This is a genomic window from Actinomycetospora rhizophila (genome assembly GCF_042657905.1).
GTDB classification, from domain to species: Bacteria; Actinomycetota; Actinomycetes; order Mycobacteriales; family Pseudonocardiaceae; genus Actinomycetospora; species Actinomycetospora rhizophila.
This window is the reverse complement of sequence record NZ_JBHSKG010000034.1, coordinates 1-12,553: the sequence shown is the minus strand read 5'-3', so window position 1 is coordinate 12,553 and position 12,553 is coordinate 1. Positions and strand designations below refer to the sequence as shown.

Below are 12,553 nucleotides of genomic sequence, written 5' to 3'. Positions count from 1 at the left end.
CCGCGGCGGCCGCGACCGCGCGACGGGGCTCGCTGGGCTCCGCCCGTGACGCGGCCGGGGCGCTGGCGCTGACCACGGCGTCGTACCGCTGCGGGCTGCTCACCTCGGTGGCGGCGAGCTGCGCCGGCCAGGCGACGGTGCTCGCATGACGACCCCGACGACCCCGCCGCCGGCGCTCTCCGACGACCTGCGCGCCGCCGTCTTCGCCGCGCTGGGCACCGAGCACGCCGCGGTGTGGAGCTACGGGCTCGTGTCGGCGTTCCTGCCGGCCGCGAACGCCCCCGCGATCACCGCCGCGTCGCTCGCCCACCGCGAGCGGCGCGACGCCGTGGTGGCCCTGCTCGCCCGCGAGGGCGTCACCCCGCCGACCGCCGCCGCGGCCTACCGCCCGCCGTCGCCGGTGACCGACGCGACCTCGGCCGCCGTGCTCGCGACCGTCGCCGAGGACGACGTGGCCGCCGCCTGGCGCGCGGTCGCCGAGCGCACGGAGCCCGACACCGGGGGCGAGCTGCGGCGCCTCGCGCTCGACGCGGTCACCGCGGCCGCGACGACGTCGGTGACGTGGCGGCGGATCGCCGGGCGCACACCGCTGGTCCCCGCCTTCCCGGGGGATGGCTCCGCCACGTGAGTGATATGGGTCGTCGGACGACCTATATCACTCACGAGGCGCGGAGCGCCCTCACCGCAGGGCGAGCCCCGCGCGGGAGATGCGGTCGAGGGCCTCGCCGTCGGTGAAGTCGGTGTCGATGCCGTCGGCCTCGGCGACGACGACGCGGTCGCCGAGCTGCGCCGAGGCGTAGCCCTGGCCGCTCAGCGCGGCCGGGGCGCCGGGGTAGCCCCGTCCCTCGCGCAGGAGGTCCGAGACGTTGCCGGTGCCGTTGCTGTCGACCAGCGAGCGGAACGCCGTCGCCGTGGTGGTGTCGGCCAGCTGCACGGTGGCCACGGCGACCACCACCTCCTGGCCCTCGGCGTTGCCCGACCACAGCGAGCGGTCGAGGTGCAGGCAGCCCCGCTCGCGCAGGAACGACGCCGCCTGGTTGTAGGCGTGGCCCTCGCACGAGGTGTCGCTGGTGGCGACCTGGCGGGTGTAGGTGACGCCGTCGACGACGCGGGTCACCGCCGCGTCGGCGGGCGGGTCGCCGCCGACGGCCACGCGGCCGACGAGGACGGCCAGGCCGAGCGCGACGAGGAAGGCGGCGACGGCGGCGACGGTCAGGCCGCGCCAGCCCCAGACCCAGTCGGGCATGCGGCGCCCGTAGCGCCCGCGCGCGGCCCGCGCCGCGCGCCCGGCGCGGGCGAGCCCGCCGATGCCGCCGTCGCTCCCGCCGCTCCCGGACGGCGTGCCGGCCGGGGGCCCGGACGACTCGGGGGCGGAGGCGGCGGAGGCGGCGGAGGACGGCAGGCGGCCGGTGCGCGGGAGCGGGGCACGGCCGTCGGACTGGGAGGCGGACGGGGAGGCCGGTGAGGAGCCCGCGTCCTGGACGGGCACCGGCGTGGTCTCGGGCGCCGCGCCGGCCCGCAGGGCGGGGGTGTCCGGGGCGAGGAAGCCTGCCTCGGCGAGGCGGTGGTCGTCGGGGACGTGGTCGCCGAGGCGGAACGCGTGCAGGAGGCGGCGCAGGTCGGCGACGTCGATGACGCGGAAGGAGCCCACCGGCGCGGTCAGCGCGGCGCGGGTGTCGTCCTCCTCACCGACGCTGGGCAGCACGCGGCGGGGCGCGGCGCACGGCGGGTCGGCGAGGCGCAGCAGGCGGTCGAGCTCGTCGAGGACGGTCTGGACCGTCGGCCCACCACCGGCCGGGGTGCCGCCGGACGCGACGGGCTCGGGACCCGGCCCGCCGCCGGCCGCGACCGACTCCCGGGCCAGCTCGCGCTCGCCCGCGGGCAGCGCCGCGAGGCCGAGGACGCCGTCGGGGCGCAGCATGACCGCGTCGAGCGGGCCGTCGGGTCCGCCCGGCAGCGCCACCGCGACACCGGGCACCGGGGCCCCGCGCTCCGCCTCCTCGAGCAGGGCGCGCACCGTCGCCACCCGCTCCGGAGCGATGCCGAGACGGGGATCGGGGGCCAGCACCAGCATCCGATCCTCCACGTTCGGGGGACATGGACCGCGCTCAACGTAGCCGAACGGGTCACGAACCGATCACGACCCCCGCCCGGCGGGTCGCGACCCCGGCTACCTCGACAACCGCCGCCGCTCCCCCATGCGGGCGACCAGCGGGACGGCGACCCTCGCGAACCCCGGCAGCGCCGCCGAGGTCCGTTGGAGCGCCGCGCGCCAGCCCGGCACGGTACGCATGGCCCGGTGGGAGCCCAGCATCCCCATCCCCGCGTCGACGACCTCGTCCACCGAGAGCAGCCGCGTGCCCGTGAACAGCAGCGCCGCGCTGGGGCGGTGGGCCACCTTGCTGACCAGCGAGGTGTCCACCACGTCCGGGCAGAGCGCCCGCACGCGGATCGGCCGGCGCACCGAGGCCAGCTCGATGTCGAGGGCCTGCGAGTAGCTCAGCGCCGCGGCCTTGCTGGCGCCGTAGGTCGCGAAGCCCGGCGTCGGACCGAGCCCCGAGAGCGAGACGAGGTTGAGGACGTCGCCGCGGCGCATGACCTCCACCGCCGCGCGGCAGCCGTGCACCACGCCCAGGGTGTTGATCTCGAAGGTGGCCGTGACCTCCTCGTCGGTGGACTCCCACACCGAGGCCGTCGTCAGCACCCCGGCGTTGTTCACCCACACCGTGACGTCACCGATCCCGGCGGCGGCCAGCGCGACCGCCCGGTGCGCCGACGGGTCGCGCACGTCGAGGGGCATCGCCGTGGCGGGGCCGTCGAGGGCGTCGGCGGTGGCCTGCGCGGCGGCGGCGTCGACGTCGGTCACCACGAGGTGGTGGCCGCGGGCCGAGAGCGCGGCGGCGAGACCGGCGCCGATGCCGCGGCCCGCGCCGGTGACGACCGCGACGGCCACGCGGCCCTGTCCGTGATCGGGATGCACGGCGGCATTCTGGACCAGCGTGCGACGCCTACCCTCGGCGGCCGTGTACAGCGAGGAGATCGAGGTCCGCACCGGCGACCGCGAGACCGTCCGGGACATCACGCAGGACTGCACGCGGTTCGCCGCGGCGGCCGGGTCGCCCGACGGCCTGCTGCACGTCTTCGTCCCGCACGCCACGGCCGGGGTGGCGATCATCGAGACCGGCGCCGGCAGCGACGGCGACCTGCTGACCCAGCTGCGCGAGCTCCTGCCCGCCGACGACCGGTGGTCGCACCGCCACGGCTCGCCGGGCCACGGCCGCGACCACGTCCTGCCCGCGCTCGTGGCGCCGTCGATGTCGGTGCCCGTGCTCGGCGGCCGGCTGGCGCTGGGCACCTGGCAGTCGGTGTGCCTCGTCGACACGAACACCGACAACCCGAGCCGGAAGGTGCGGCTGAGCTTCCTCGCCGGATGAGCAGGCCGGGCCGGATGAGCAGGGCCGGGCCGGATGAGCAGGGCCGGTCAGGCGGGCTCGCAGGAGTCGGCGAGGCCCTCGGGGCTCGTGGCGTGGTCGAGCGCCAGGGCCGCGGCCCCGTGCAGCGCCCCGTCGTCGCCGTGCACCGCGTCGAGCACGGGCACCGGGTGCTCGCGGCGGAAGGCCATGAGCGCGCCGACGTAGGCCTCGTCGAACCCCGGCGCGGCCCGCAGCCCCCGGGCGAGGCCGCCGAGCACCACGACGTCGGGGTCGTGGACGTGCACCAGCCCGGCGACGCCCCGGCCGAGCGCGGCGGCGACCCCGCCGACGGCGTCGACGGCGCCGGGCTCGCCCGCGGCCGCGCGCCCGAGCACCGCGACGGCGTACGAGCGCGGGTCGCCCGGCACCGGCTCGCCGAGGCGGCGGGCCAGCGCGCGGCCGTCCACCTCGGGCCCCCAGCAGCCCCGCGCCCCGCACGGGCACGGCCGCGCGGGATCGCCGAAGGGCAGGTGGCCGTACTCCCCCGCCTGCCCGTGCGCCCCGAGGTGCGGGCGGCCGTCGAGCAGCAGGGCGCCGCCCAGGCCGACCTCGACGGTGAGGAACACCGCGGTCGCCGCCCCCGCCGCCGCGCCGGTGCGGGCCTCGGCGACCCCGGCGAGCGTCGCGTCGTTGCCCACGCGCAGCGCGACGGGGTCGGGGCCGCAGCCCGCGTCCAGCGCCGCGGTGATCGGCGCGAGGTCGACGCCGTCCCAGGCCAGCTCGGTGGCGCGGACGAGGCCGTCGTCGGAGACCGGCGCGGGCGCGGCGAGCCCGACGGCGACCGTGCGGTGCCCCCCGGCGACCTCGCCGACGGCGGCGCGCAGGGCGGCGGCGACGTGCTCGGGGTCGCGGTCGTGGCGCGCGGTCACGACCTCGGTGACCCGGCCGTCGAGCCCGGCGAGGCCGACGCGCCAGTCCTCGTGGCGCAGGTCGACCGCCACCACCCGCGGGCCGTCGGGGGCGGGCAGGAGCGTGGTGGTCGGGCGCCCGCGGCCCCGGACCGGGGCGCGGTGCTCGCAGAGCCAGCCCGCGTCGCGCAGCCGCGTGACCGTCTCGGTGACCGTCGCGCTGGACAGCCCGAGGCGCCGCGCGAGCTCGACGCGCGTGAGGCCCGGGCGGCGCCGGACCTCCCCGAGGACCTCCGCCTTGGTGCGCCACCGGTCGACGCGGGCGCGACCGGGCTCACGTCCCGTCTCCGTTGACGCGGTCATGGTGCCGATTATGCTCGGATACCGAGAATATTCAATCCGCAGGAAGGACCCGCCGTGACGCTGCAGCCCGCGGTGCTCGACCGCCCGGCGGCCGGCGCCTTCGCGGCCGTGCTGCTGGACATGGACGGCACCCTGGTCGATTCCGACGCCGCCGTCGAGCGCTCCTGGCGCTCCTGGGCGCGCCGCTGGGGCGCCGACCCGGCCGCGGTCCTCGCGGTCATGGCCGGCCACCCCGCCGAGAGCACGGTCCGGCGCGTGCGCCCCGACCTCGACGAGGCCCTGGTCGCCGCCGCCACCCGCGACCACCTCGAGCACGAGTACGTCGACCTCGCCGACGTCGTCGCCGCGCCGGGCGCCCCCGAGCTCCTGGCCGACCTCGAGGCGACGTTCACGCCGTGGGCGGTCGTCACCAGCGCCGACACCGAGCTGGCGCGCGCCCGGCTCGGGGCCGCCGGCCTGCCGTTCCCGGTGCTCGTGCCCCGCGACCTGGTCGCGCAGGGCAAGCCGGACCCCGAGGGCTACCTGCGCGCCGCCGACTTCCTGGGCGTCGACCCCACCGAGTGCCTCGTCGTCGAGGACTCCGCGGTCGGCGTCGCCGCCGGCCGGGCCGCGGGCGCCACCGTCGCCGGCCTGCGCGGCGAGCCCGCCGACCTGGCCGTCGACACCCTGCACGACATCCGCGCCCTGATCTCCCGGGAGGTGACCGCATGACCCCGCCCACCGCCACCGAGGCCGGCACCGAGACGCACACCGAGACGCACACCGCGTCGCCCGCGCCGGTCCGGCCGCCGGAGCGCCCGACGCGGCGCTCGCGCGTGCCCGCCTGGGTCAGCCTCGCCGCCCTGTCGCTCGGCGGCCTGGCCATCGGCACCACCGAGTTCGCGAGCATGGGCGTGCTGCCCGGCTTCGCCTCCGACCTCGGGGTCTCGGTGCCCACCGCGGGCATCGCGATCAGCGCCTACGCCATCGGCGTCGTCGTCGGCGCCCCGCTGATCGCCATGGTCGGCGCCCGGTGGCCGCGCAAGAAGCTCGTGGTGGCCCTGGCCGTCTTCCTCGTCGTCGCCAACGCGCTGTCGGCGATCGCGCCGTCGTTCCTGCCCTTCGTGGGCCTGCGCTTCCTGTCCGGGCTGCCGCACGGCGCGTACTTCGGCACCGCCGCGGTGCTCGGGGCGGCGCTCGTGCCCCCGGAGCGGCGCGCCCGCGCGCTGGCCACGGTGATGCTGGGCCTGACGGTCGCGAACATCATCGGCGTCCCCGCCGCGACGTGGCTGGGCGAGACCTTCGGGTGGCGCAGCGCCTACGTCGCCGTCACGGTCATCGCGCTGATCACGGTGCTCGCCGTCGTCACGCTCGTGCCGAGCCCGAAGGAGGCCGGCGGCGGCAGCCTGCGCAGCGAGCTCACCGCCCTGACCCGGCCGCAGGTCTGGCTCACCCTGGGGGTCATCGCCGCCGGGTTCGGCGGGCTCTTCGCGGTCTACAGCTACATCAACCCGATCCTGACCAACCAGGCCGGGGTGTCGGCGACGACCATCCCGCTGCTGCTCGGTGCGCTCGGCGTGGGCATGACGATCGGCAACGTCGCCGGCGGCCGCTTCGCCGAGAGGGCCCCGCGGGCCACGATCGCGGTCGCGCTGGTCGTCTACGCCGCCGTGCTGCTGGCGTTCACGCTGGCCGCGCACGACGCGATCGCCGCGACCGTCGGCCTGTTCGCGCTGGGCTTCGTCGGCATGTCGGCCGGCCCCGCCCTCATGGGCCGGCTCATCGACTTCGCCGCCGAGGGCCCGTCCCTGGCCGCCGCGAGCTTCCACTCGGCGTTCAACGTGGCCAACGCGGTCGGCGCGGCGCTCGGCGGCCTCGTGCTCGCCGCCGGCCTGGGCTACGACGCCCCCGCCGCGGTCGGCGCGGTCCTGCCGCTGCTGGGCCTCGGCGTCCTCGCGGTGTCGGTGGGTCTGGAGCGGCACACGGCCACGACGTGACCCGCGGGAGCGGCGTGAGTGCGCCGTGGCGATCCCGGCGACGCCGGCGGGGCACGCCCCACCGGCGCGTGGCGGTCGAGGACCTCGTGGCCGCGGGCTGGGGATACGACGCGGACGCCAGCACGTCCAGCGTGGAGAACCACCTCTGGCGCCTGCGCCGCATCCTCGAACCGACCCGTCCCCGCGCCCTCGCATCGTGCCTCGCCGGCGGCGCCGGTGGCTACCGCCTCACGATCCCGGCCGACGACGTCGACTCGCGGCGCTTCGAACAGCTCGCCGTGCGACGCGGCCGGTCGGGGTCTAGCTCAGCTCGGCGACCACGTCGTCGACGGGCACCTCGCGGCGCTCGCCCGAGGCGCGGTCGGTGACCTCGACGACGCCGTTCGCCAGGCCGCGGCCGACGGTGACCGTGGTCGGCATCCCCAGCAGCTCGGCGTCGGCGAACTTGACGCCCGGCGAGGCCTTGCGGTCGTCGAGCAGGACGTCGAGCCCCGCGGCGGCGAGACCCTCGGCGATCCCCGTCGCGGCCTCGGCCTGAGCGGGGTCCTTGCCGGCGATCACGATGTGCACCGCGTACGGCGCCACCTCGGCGGGCCACACGAGGCCCTTGGCGTCGGCGTGCTGCTCGGCGATCGCGGCGACCGCGCGGGTGACCCCGACGCCGTACGAGCCCATCGTCACCGTCGCCGGCTTGCCGTCGGCGCCCAGCGCGGTGAGCCCCAGCGCCTCGGCGTACTTGCGGCCGAGCTGGAAGATGTGGCCCATCTCGATGCCGCGCGCGGCGACCAGGGGCCCGCCGCCGTCGGGCGAGGGGTCGCCCTCGCGGACCTCGGCGGCCTCGATCGTCCCGTCGGGGGTGAAGTCGCGGCCCGCGACGAGGTCGACGACGTGCCGGCCGTCCTCGTCGGCGCCGGTGACCCAGGCCGTCCCGGTGACGATGCGGGGGTCGACGAGGTAGCGCACGCCGTTCTTCGCGAGCCCCACCGGGCCGATGTAGCCCTTGGTCAGGAAGCGGTTCGCGGCGAAGTCGGCGTCCTCGAGCAGCGCGACCTCGGCGGGCGCGACGGACGCCTCCAGACGCTTCATGTCGACCTCGCGGTCGCCGGGGACGCCGACGCCGAGCAGCGTCCACTCCGTCGCCCCGGGCAGCCGCGTCTTGACCATGACGTTCTTGAGGGTGTCGGCGGCGGTGAAGGTCCTGACCCCGTCGTCATCGGCCAGCCCCAGGCCGTTCACGTGGTCGACGAGCGTGTCGATCGTCGGCGTGTCCGGGGTGTCGTACACGACGGCCTCGGGCTTGTCCTCGACCGGCTGCTCGGGCGGCGCGGGCGTCGTGACGGCCTCGACGTTGGCGGCGAAGCCCGTCGCGGGGCAGCGCACGTAGGTGTCCTCACCGGCATCGCAGGGGGCGAGGAACTCCTCGGACGCCGAGCCGCCCATCGCGCCCGACATCGCCGAGACGATCTGCACCTCGAGCCCGAGCCGCGCGAAGATCCGCTGGTAGGCCTCGCGGTGCTTCGCGTACGACTCGCGCAGGCCCTCGTCGGTGAGGTCGAACGAGTACGAGTCCTTCATGACGAACTCGCGCCCGCGCAGGATGCCCGCGCGGGGGCGCTCCTCGTCGCGGTACTTGTTCTGGACCTGGTAGAGCGTCACCGGGAAGTCGCGGTAGGAGCTGGTCTCCCCCTTGACCATGAGGGTGAACAGCTCCTCGTGCGTGGGGCCGAGCAGGTAGTCGGCCTTCTTGCGGTCCTTGAGGCGGAAGAGCGTGTCGCCGTACTCGGTCCAGCGGCCGGTCGCCTCGTAGGGCTCGCGGGGCAGCAGGGCCGGGAAGTGCACCTCCTGGCCGCCGATCGCGTCCATCTCGTCGCGGATGATCTTCTCGACGCGGCGCAGGACCTTCATGCCCAGCGGCAGCCACGAGTAGATGCCCGGCGCGACCCGGCGGACGTAGCCCGCGCGCACGAGGAGCTTGTGGCTGATCACCTCGGCGTCGGCCGGGTCCTCGCGCAGCGTGCGCAGGAACAGACCGGACATCCGCGTGACCCCTCGTGCCATGTTCCGAGCCTAACGACGGGCGCCCAGCGGGTTGCGCCTACCGTGCTCCGCGTGGACCCCGACCAGGCCCGCAGGCTCGTCGCCGACGAACCGACCTACGAGTGGGGCTTCGGCGAGGGGCGTTCGTGCTCGCTGTGCGGGGCGAACATCGCCTACTCGGGTGATCGCGACCGACACACGCTCTGGCACCGGGCGCTCGCGGAGCTGCTCGGGGTGGGGTGGGAGGACCTGGGGCGGCGGGCCGGCTCCGGTCCGCTGGCCGACGCCGTCGACGCCGTCGTGAACCCGCGGGGGCTGCGACGGCTCTCGCGGATCGCCACGGCGGGCGTGCCGTGGCGCGCGCTCGCCGACATCCCGCTCGGGGAGCGCTGCGGCGGCGGACCACGCCGCGGGTGTACGGGGTGCTCGTGTGCCCCGACGGCCTCGTCGGCGGCGACCCGGACCCGGCGGAGGTCCTCGCCGCGACCGGCGACGGGCTGGCCGACCGGCTCGCGATGCTGCCCGAGACCCTCGGGTACGGGGAGCCCGAGGCGCTCTACGACCTCGCGCGGCGCTCGACGACCTGGCCGGACTGAGCCCCCGGTGCCCGCAGCACGGCCGCGGTGGCCGCGTCGGTGACCAGCGTGCTCGCCAGCCCCGAGCGCAGCAGGGCGTCGGCCGCCCGGGCCCGCGCCGGCTCGGCGACCAGCACGATCACCTCCTCGACCGCCCGCAGTGCCGCCTCGTCGATGGCGAGCACGCGCCGCGCGAGGTCGACGTCGAGCACACGGCCCTCCGCGTCGAACGGGAGCGCCACCACCTCGCCGACCACGCCCCGCTCCCCCAGGGCCGCGCGCTCGTCCTCGTCGAGGACGTCGTGCACCGTCGAGAGCTCCGGGCTCCAGGCGCCGACGGAGATCACCGCGACGGTGAGGTCGGCGAACCGGGCGAAGGCGTCGGCCACCCCCGGCTGCTCCCGCAGCGTGCGCGCCGTCTGGTCGTCGGGCAGCACGAGCGGGGCGTAGATCGGGAACGTCGGCCCCCCGCACAGGGCGCCGACCCGCGCGACCGTCTCCGCCGACGTGTCCGACCGCCACGGCAGCGAGTACGCCCCGCAGAGCTGGACGACGGTGCACGGCGGCAGGGCCGTCAGCGCGTCGACCGCCTCGTTGATCGTCCGTGACCACGCCAGCCCGAGGACGTCGTCGGGACCCACGATCTCGGTGAGCAGTTTCGCCGTGAGGTCGGCGACCTCGGTGCGGCCGTCCCGTGGGGTGACCAGGGCGCGGCGCAGGCCGTAGGTGGCGGCGAGCTCCTCCGAGGCCCGGTGGTCGAGGTCGTCGCCGGCGCTGACCTCGATGCGCACGAGGCCCCGCTCCTGCGCCGCGTCGAGCAGGCGGGCCACGGCGAACCGGCTCATGCCGAGCTCCCGGGCGATCTCGACCTTCGTGCGCCCGAGCACGTGGAAGCGGTGCGCCACCCCGGCCGCGAGCAGGCGACGACCGGGCCCCCAGGCGGCACTCGCGGCATCGATGCTCATATGAGCATCGTAGAGACTTCTCGGTGCTCTTGACGACGGTGTCGCCGTCGTTCTGTACTGCGGTACAGGCGTCGTTAGTGGCGCTCAGGTGAGAATCCAGCCATCGGTCGCGTACTGACGGCGCTCATCTGTGCAGCGTGGGACCACGCGGAGGAGGAGACGCATGAGCACGACCGCTCCGGAGCAGACGGCGATCGACTCGCACCTGGTGGTGGGCCCGGACGACGGCTACGGCGACGTGTCGCTCGTGCGGATCACGCTGCCCGCGGACGCCCGGACCGGGCCCCGGCGCCACGACGACGCCGACCGGCTCGTGATCGTGCTCGACGGCCACGCCCGGATCGAGGTCGACGGACGCGCGGCGGTCACGCTCGGGCCGAACGAGGTGCTGCACGTCCCCCGGGGCGCGTGGCACCGGGTCGAGGGCGTCGGCGCGGCCGAGCTGCTCGTGCTCGCCGCGGAGGGTCAGCGGTAGAGCACGACGTCCGGCGCGGGCTGCGCCGCGAGGACCTCGCGGGCGCCGGGCCCGCCGAGCGGCAGGACGGTGCCGCGCAGCGCCGGTGGGGTCGCGCCGCCGGTCGACACCAGGGCGACCTCCGGGGGCGCAGCGCCGGCCGTGCCCGGGACGACCAGGAGCTTCTGCGGCAGGTTCGCCGACCGGACCACCTCGGCGAGCCACCGCGTCGCGGCGTCGAGCTGCTCGGGCGGCAGGGGCGCCGTGGGCGCCGTGGGCGTCGTCGTGTCGAGGGCGAGGCCGACGTCGGGCTCGCGCAGCAGGCGCTCCCACGGCTCGATGGCCGCGACGACGCCGGCCGGGCCCGTCGGGACCGCGAGGACCAGCAGCTGACGGTGCGCGCGGGTCAGGGCGAGCTGCTGCCACGCGGCGCCGTCCGCGCCCGCCGCGCCGACCGGCAGCTCGACGGCGGGCAGCGCGTCCCGGTCGGTGGTGCCGAACGCGGTCGCGGTGCTCTCCACCCGGTCGGCCGTCTCCGCCGGCGCGACGCCGGGCGCCGCCCGCAGCACGACCACCCGGTGCTCGGGCGCGATGGTGGTGCCGCCGCGGGGCAGTTCCTGGCGCGGTGCCGGAGCCGCGGCCGGAGCGGCGCCGGCCGCCGACGCGGCCGCCACGGGCGTCGCGGGGGCGTCCGCCGCGACCGTGCCCCCCAGCGCGGTCACGATCGCCAGCGCGAGCGCGATCAGCCGCGGCACGATCCACACCGCGGCCACCGCCACGAGCGCGATCAGGAAGATCAGCAGGACGCGGCGGCGGCGACGCTTCCGGTCGGCCTTCGCGGCCTTGCGCGCGGCCTCGTCGCGGGACGCGGCCGCGCGGGCGACGGACGGCGACACCGCCTCGCCGGGCAGTGTCGCGACACGTTCCTGCTCGGCTTGCTCGCGGGCTTCGCGTTCCCGGGCCTCCCGCTCGGCCTGCTCGCGGGCTTCGCGTTCGGCTTGTTCGCGGGCTTCGCGTTCCCGGGCCTCCCGCTCGGCCTGCTCGCGGGCGTCGCGTTCGGCCTGCTCGCGGGCCTCGCGTTCGGCCTGCTCGCGGGCCTCGCGTTCGGCCTGCTCGCGGGCCTCGCGTTCGGCCTGCTCGCGGGCCTCGCGTTCGGCCTGCTCGCGGGCCTCGCGTTCGGCCTGCTCGCGGGCCTCGCGTTCGGCCTGTTCGCGGGCGTCGCGTTTGGCTTGTTCGCGGGCCTCGCGTTCGGCTTGTTCGCGGGCCTCACGCTCCGCGGTCTCGCGCGCCTCGCGTTCGGCCTGCTCGCGGGCTTCACGCTCGGCTTGCTCACGGACTTCGCGCTCCGCGGTCTCGCGCGCTTCTTGCTCGGCCTGCTCGCGAGCCTCGCGCTCCGCCTTCTCGCGGGCGTCGCGTCCGAGATCGTCGGGCGAGTCCCGCGGAGCGGGCGCGAGGGTCACCTCGTCCGGCCCGCCCCACACGTCCTCGGCGCCGAGCTCGGCGTCGGTTCGCCGCCACCACCGGGTGCCCACCACCACGAGGCCACCTCCCCTCCCGCCGCCGACGGGCACACGGCCTCCCACGGCGCCCGGCCCACGGTAGGGGGACGTTCGTCGAGATCCGGCGCGCCGCGCCATGACACGCGGGGAGGTGTTCGCCGCGCCACGCCCACGACCGGGCACAGATCACTCCGCCTCGGCGACGCGCGGAGGCGCCACGGCGTGACGCCTCAGAGGGGGACGTGTGGTCGTCCGCCGGGTCGGGGTTGTCGGTCGGGGTCGAGGATCCAGGGTGGGGTGAACCAGGGCCGGCCGTCGGTCATGGTGATGGTCCAGTGTCCGTGGTGGATCAGTTGGTGGTGG

12 protein-coding genes are annotated in these 12,553 nt (G+C 76.8%); 6 read left to right on the top strand and 6 right to left on the bottom strand.

The genetic code is table 11. The annotated features are described in order from the left end of the window. Nucleotides 1-145: 145 nt before the first annotated feature. Complete coding sequence (locus ACFPK1_RS32935; RefSeq protein ID WP_378025153.1) at nt 146-628, top strand: ferritin-like domain-containing protein; 483 nt, start codon at nt 146-148, stop codon at nt 626-628. Between the two features lie 51 nt (nt 629-679). Here the strand turns inward: ACFPK1_RS32935 and ACFPK1_RS32930 are convergent, their stop codons facing one another. Further along, nucleotides 680-2,074: a hypothetical protein gene (locus ACFPK1_RS32930; RefSeq protein ID WP_378025152.1), complete on the bottom strand. Its 1,395-nt coding sequence runs from the start codon at nt 2,072-2,074 to the stop codon at nt 680-682. A gap of 96 nt (nt 2,075-2,170) precedes the next feature. Next, nucleotides 2,171-2,980: an SDR family NAD(P)-dependent oxidoreductase gene (locus tag ACFPK1_RS32925; protein WP_378025151.1), complete on the bottom strand. Its 810-nt coding sequence runs from the start codon at nt 2,978-2,980 to the stop codon at nt 2,171-2,173. Between the two features lie 43 nt (nt 2,981-3,023). On the opposite strand from ACFPK1_RS32925, the gene ACFPK1_RS32920 reads away from it, so the two are divergent. Beyond that, the gene (locus ACFPK1_RS32920) at nt 3,024-3,434 is read left to right on the top strand and encodes a secondary thiamine-phosphate synthase enzyme YjbQ (RefSeq protein ID WP_378025150.1); all 411 of its coding nucleotides are present in this window, start codon (nt 3,024-3,026) and stop codon (nt 3,432-3,434) included. A gap of 47 nt (nt 3,435-3,481) precedes the next feature. On the opposite strand, the gene ACFPK1_RS32915 is transcribed toward ACFPK1_RS32920, so the two are convergent. Next, complete coding sequence (locus tag ACFPK1_RS32915) at nt 3,482-4,684, bottom strand: ROK family transcriptional regulator (RefSeq protein WP_378025149.1); 1,203 nt, start codon at nt 4,682-4,684, stop codon at nt 3,482-3,484. A 54-nt stretch (nt 4,685-4,738) separates the two neighbouring features. Here ACFPK1_RS32915 and ACFPK1_RS32910 point away from each other — a divergent pair, with 54 nt between their 5' ends. Both ACFPK1_RS32910 and ACFPK1_RS32905 read left to right on the top strand, forming a co-directional pair. After that, a complete protein-coding gene (locus ACFPK1_RS32910; protein WP_378025148.1) occupies nt 4,739-5,395 on the top strand; it encodes an HAD-IA family hydrolase in 657 nt (218 codons plus the stop codon). Continuing rightward, nucleotides 5,392-6,660, top strand: coding sequence for an MFS transporter (locus ACFPK1_RS32905; protein WP_378025147.1), 1,269 nt, complete (start codon nt 5,392-5,394; stop codon nt 6,658-6,660). The genes ACFPK1_RS32910 and ACFPK1_RS32905 overlap by 4 nt, the downstream gene beginning before the upstream one ends. Before the next feature lie 300 nt (nt 6,661-6,960). Here the strand turns inward: ACFPK1_RS32905 and ACFPK1_RS32900 are convergent, their stop codons facing one another. Continuing rightward, the gene (locus ACFPK1_RS32900; protein WP_378025146.1) at nt 6,961-8,718 is read right to left on the bottom strand and encodes a proline--tRNA ligase; all 1,758 of its coding nucleotides are present in this window, start codon (nt 8,716-8,718) and stop codon (nt 6,961-6,963) included. A 392-nt stretch (nt 8,719-9,110) separates the two neighbouring features. Here ACFPK1_RS32900 and ACFPK1_RS32895 point away from each other — a divergent pair, with 392 nt between their 5' ends. After that, on the top strand, nt 9,111-9,293 hold the full coding sequence (locus ACFPK1_RS32895; protein WP_378025145.1) for a hypothetical protein: 183 nt from the start codon (nt 9,111-9,113) through the stop codon (nt 9,291-9,293). Here ACFPK1_RS32895 and ACFPK1_RS32890 read toward each other — a convergent pair. After that, nucleotides 9,254-10,237, bottom strand: a complete 984-nt coding sequence (locus ACFPK1_RS32890; protein ID WP_378025144.1) for a sugar-binding transcriptional regulator — start codon at nt 10,235-10,237, stop codon at nt 9,254-9,256. The two genes, ACFPK1_RS32895 and ACFPK1_RS32890, sit on opposite strands and share 40 nt — an antisense overlap. Before the next feature lie 163 nt (nt 10,238-10,400). Between ACFPK1_RS32890 and ACFPK1_RS32885 the strand changes: the two genes are divergently transcribed. After that, complete coding sequence (locus ACFPK1_RS32885; RefSeq protein ID WP_378025143.1) at nt 10,401-10,712, top strand: cupin domain-containing protein; 312 nt, start codon at nt 10,401-10,403, stop codon at nt 10,710-10,712. Here the strand turns inward: ACFPK1_RS32885 and ACFPK1_RS32880 are convergent. Beyond that, entirely contained in the window at nt 10,703-12,229 is a 1,527-nt protein-coding gene (locus tag ACFPK1_RS32880; RefSeq protein WP_378025142.1) for a hypothetical protein, read from the bottom strand. The two genes, ACFPK1_RS32885 and ACFPK1_RS32880, sit on opposite strands and share 10 nt — an antisense overlap. Nucleotides 12,230-12,553 lie beyond the last annotated feature (324 nt).

Excerpts from the sequence above, each read along its gene's own strand:
- ACFPK1_RS32930 (WP_378025152.1), bottom strand. The coding sequence starts at position 2,074 with ATGCTGGTGCTGGCCCCCGATCCCCGTCTCGGCATCGCTCCGGAGCGG.
- ACFPK1_RS32915 (WP_378025149.1), bottom strand. The coding sequence starts at position 4,684 with ATGACCGCGTCAACGGAGACGGGACGTGAGCCCGGTCGCGCCCGCGTC.
- ACFPK1_RS32935 (WP_378025153.1), top strand. The coding sequence starts at position 146 with ATGACGACCCCGACGACCCCGCCGCCGGCGCTCTCCGACGACCTGCGC.
- ACFPK1_RS32885 (WP_378025143.1), top strand. The coding sequence starts at position 10,401 with ATGAGCACGACCGCTCCGGAGCAGACGGCGATCGACTCGCACCTGGTG.
- ACFPK1_RS32905 (WP_378025147.1), top strand. The coding sequence starts at position 5,392 with ATGACCCCGCCCACCGCCACCGAGGCCGGCACCGAGACGCACACCGAG.
- ACFPK1_RS32900 (WP_378025146.1), bottom strand. The coding sequence starts at position 8,718 with ATGGCACGAGGGGTCACGCGGATGTCCGGTCTGTTCCTGCGCACGCTG.
- ACFPK1_RS32890 (WP_378025144.1), bottom strand. The coding sequence starts at position 10,237 with ATGAGCATCGATGCCGCGAGTGCCGCCTGGGGGCCCGGTCGTCGCCTG.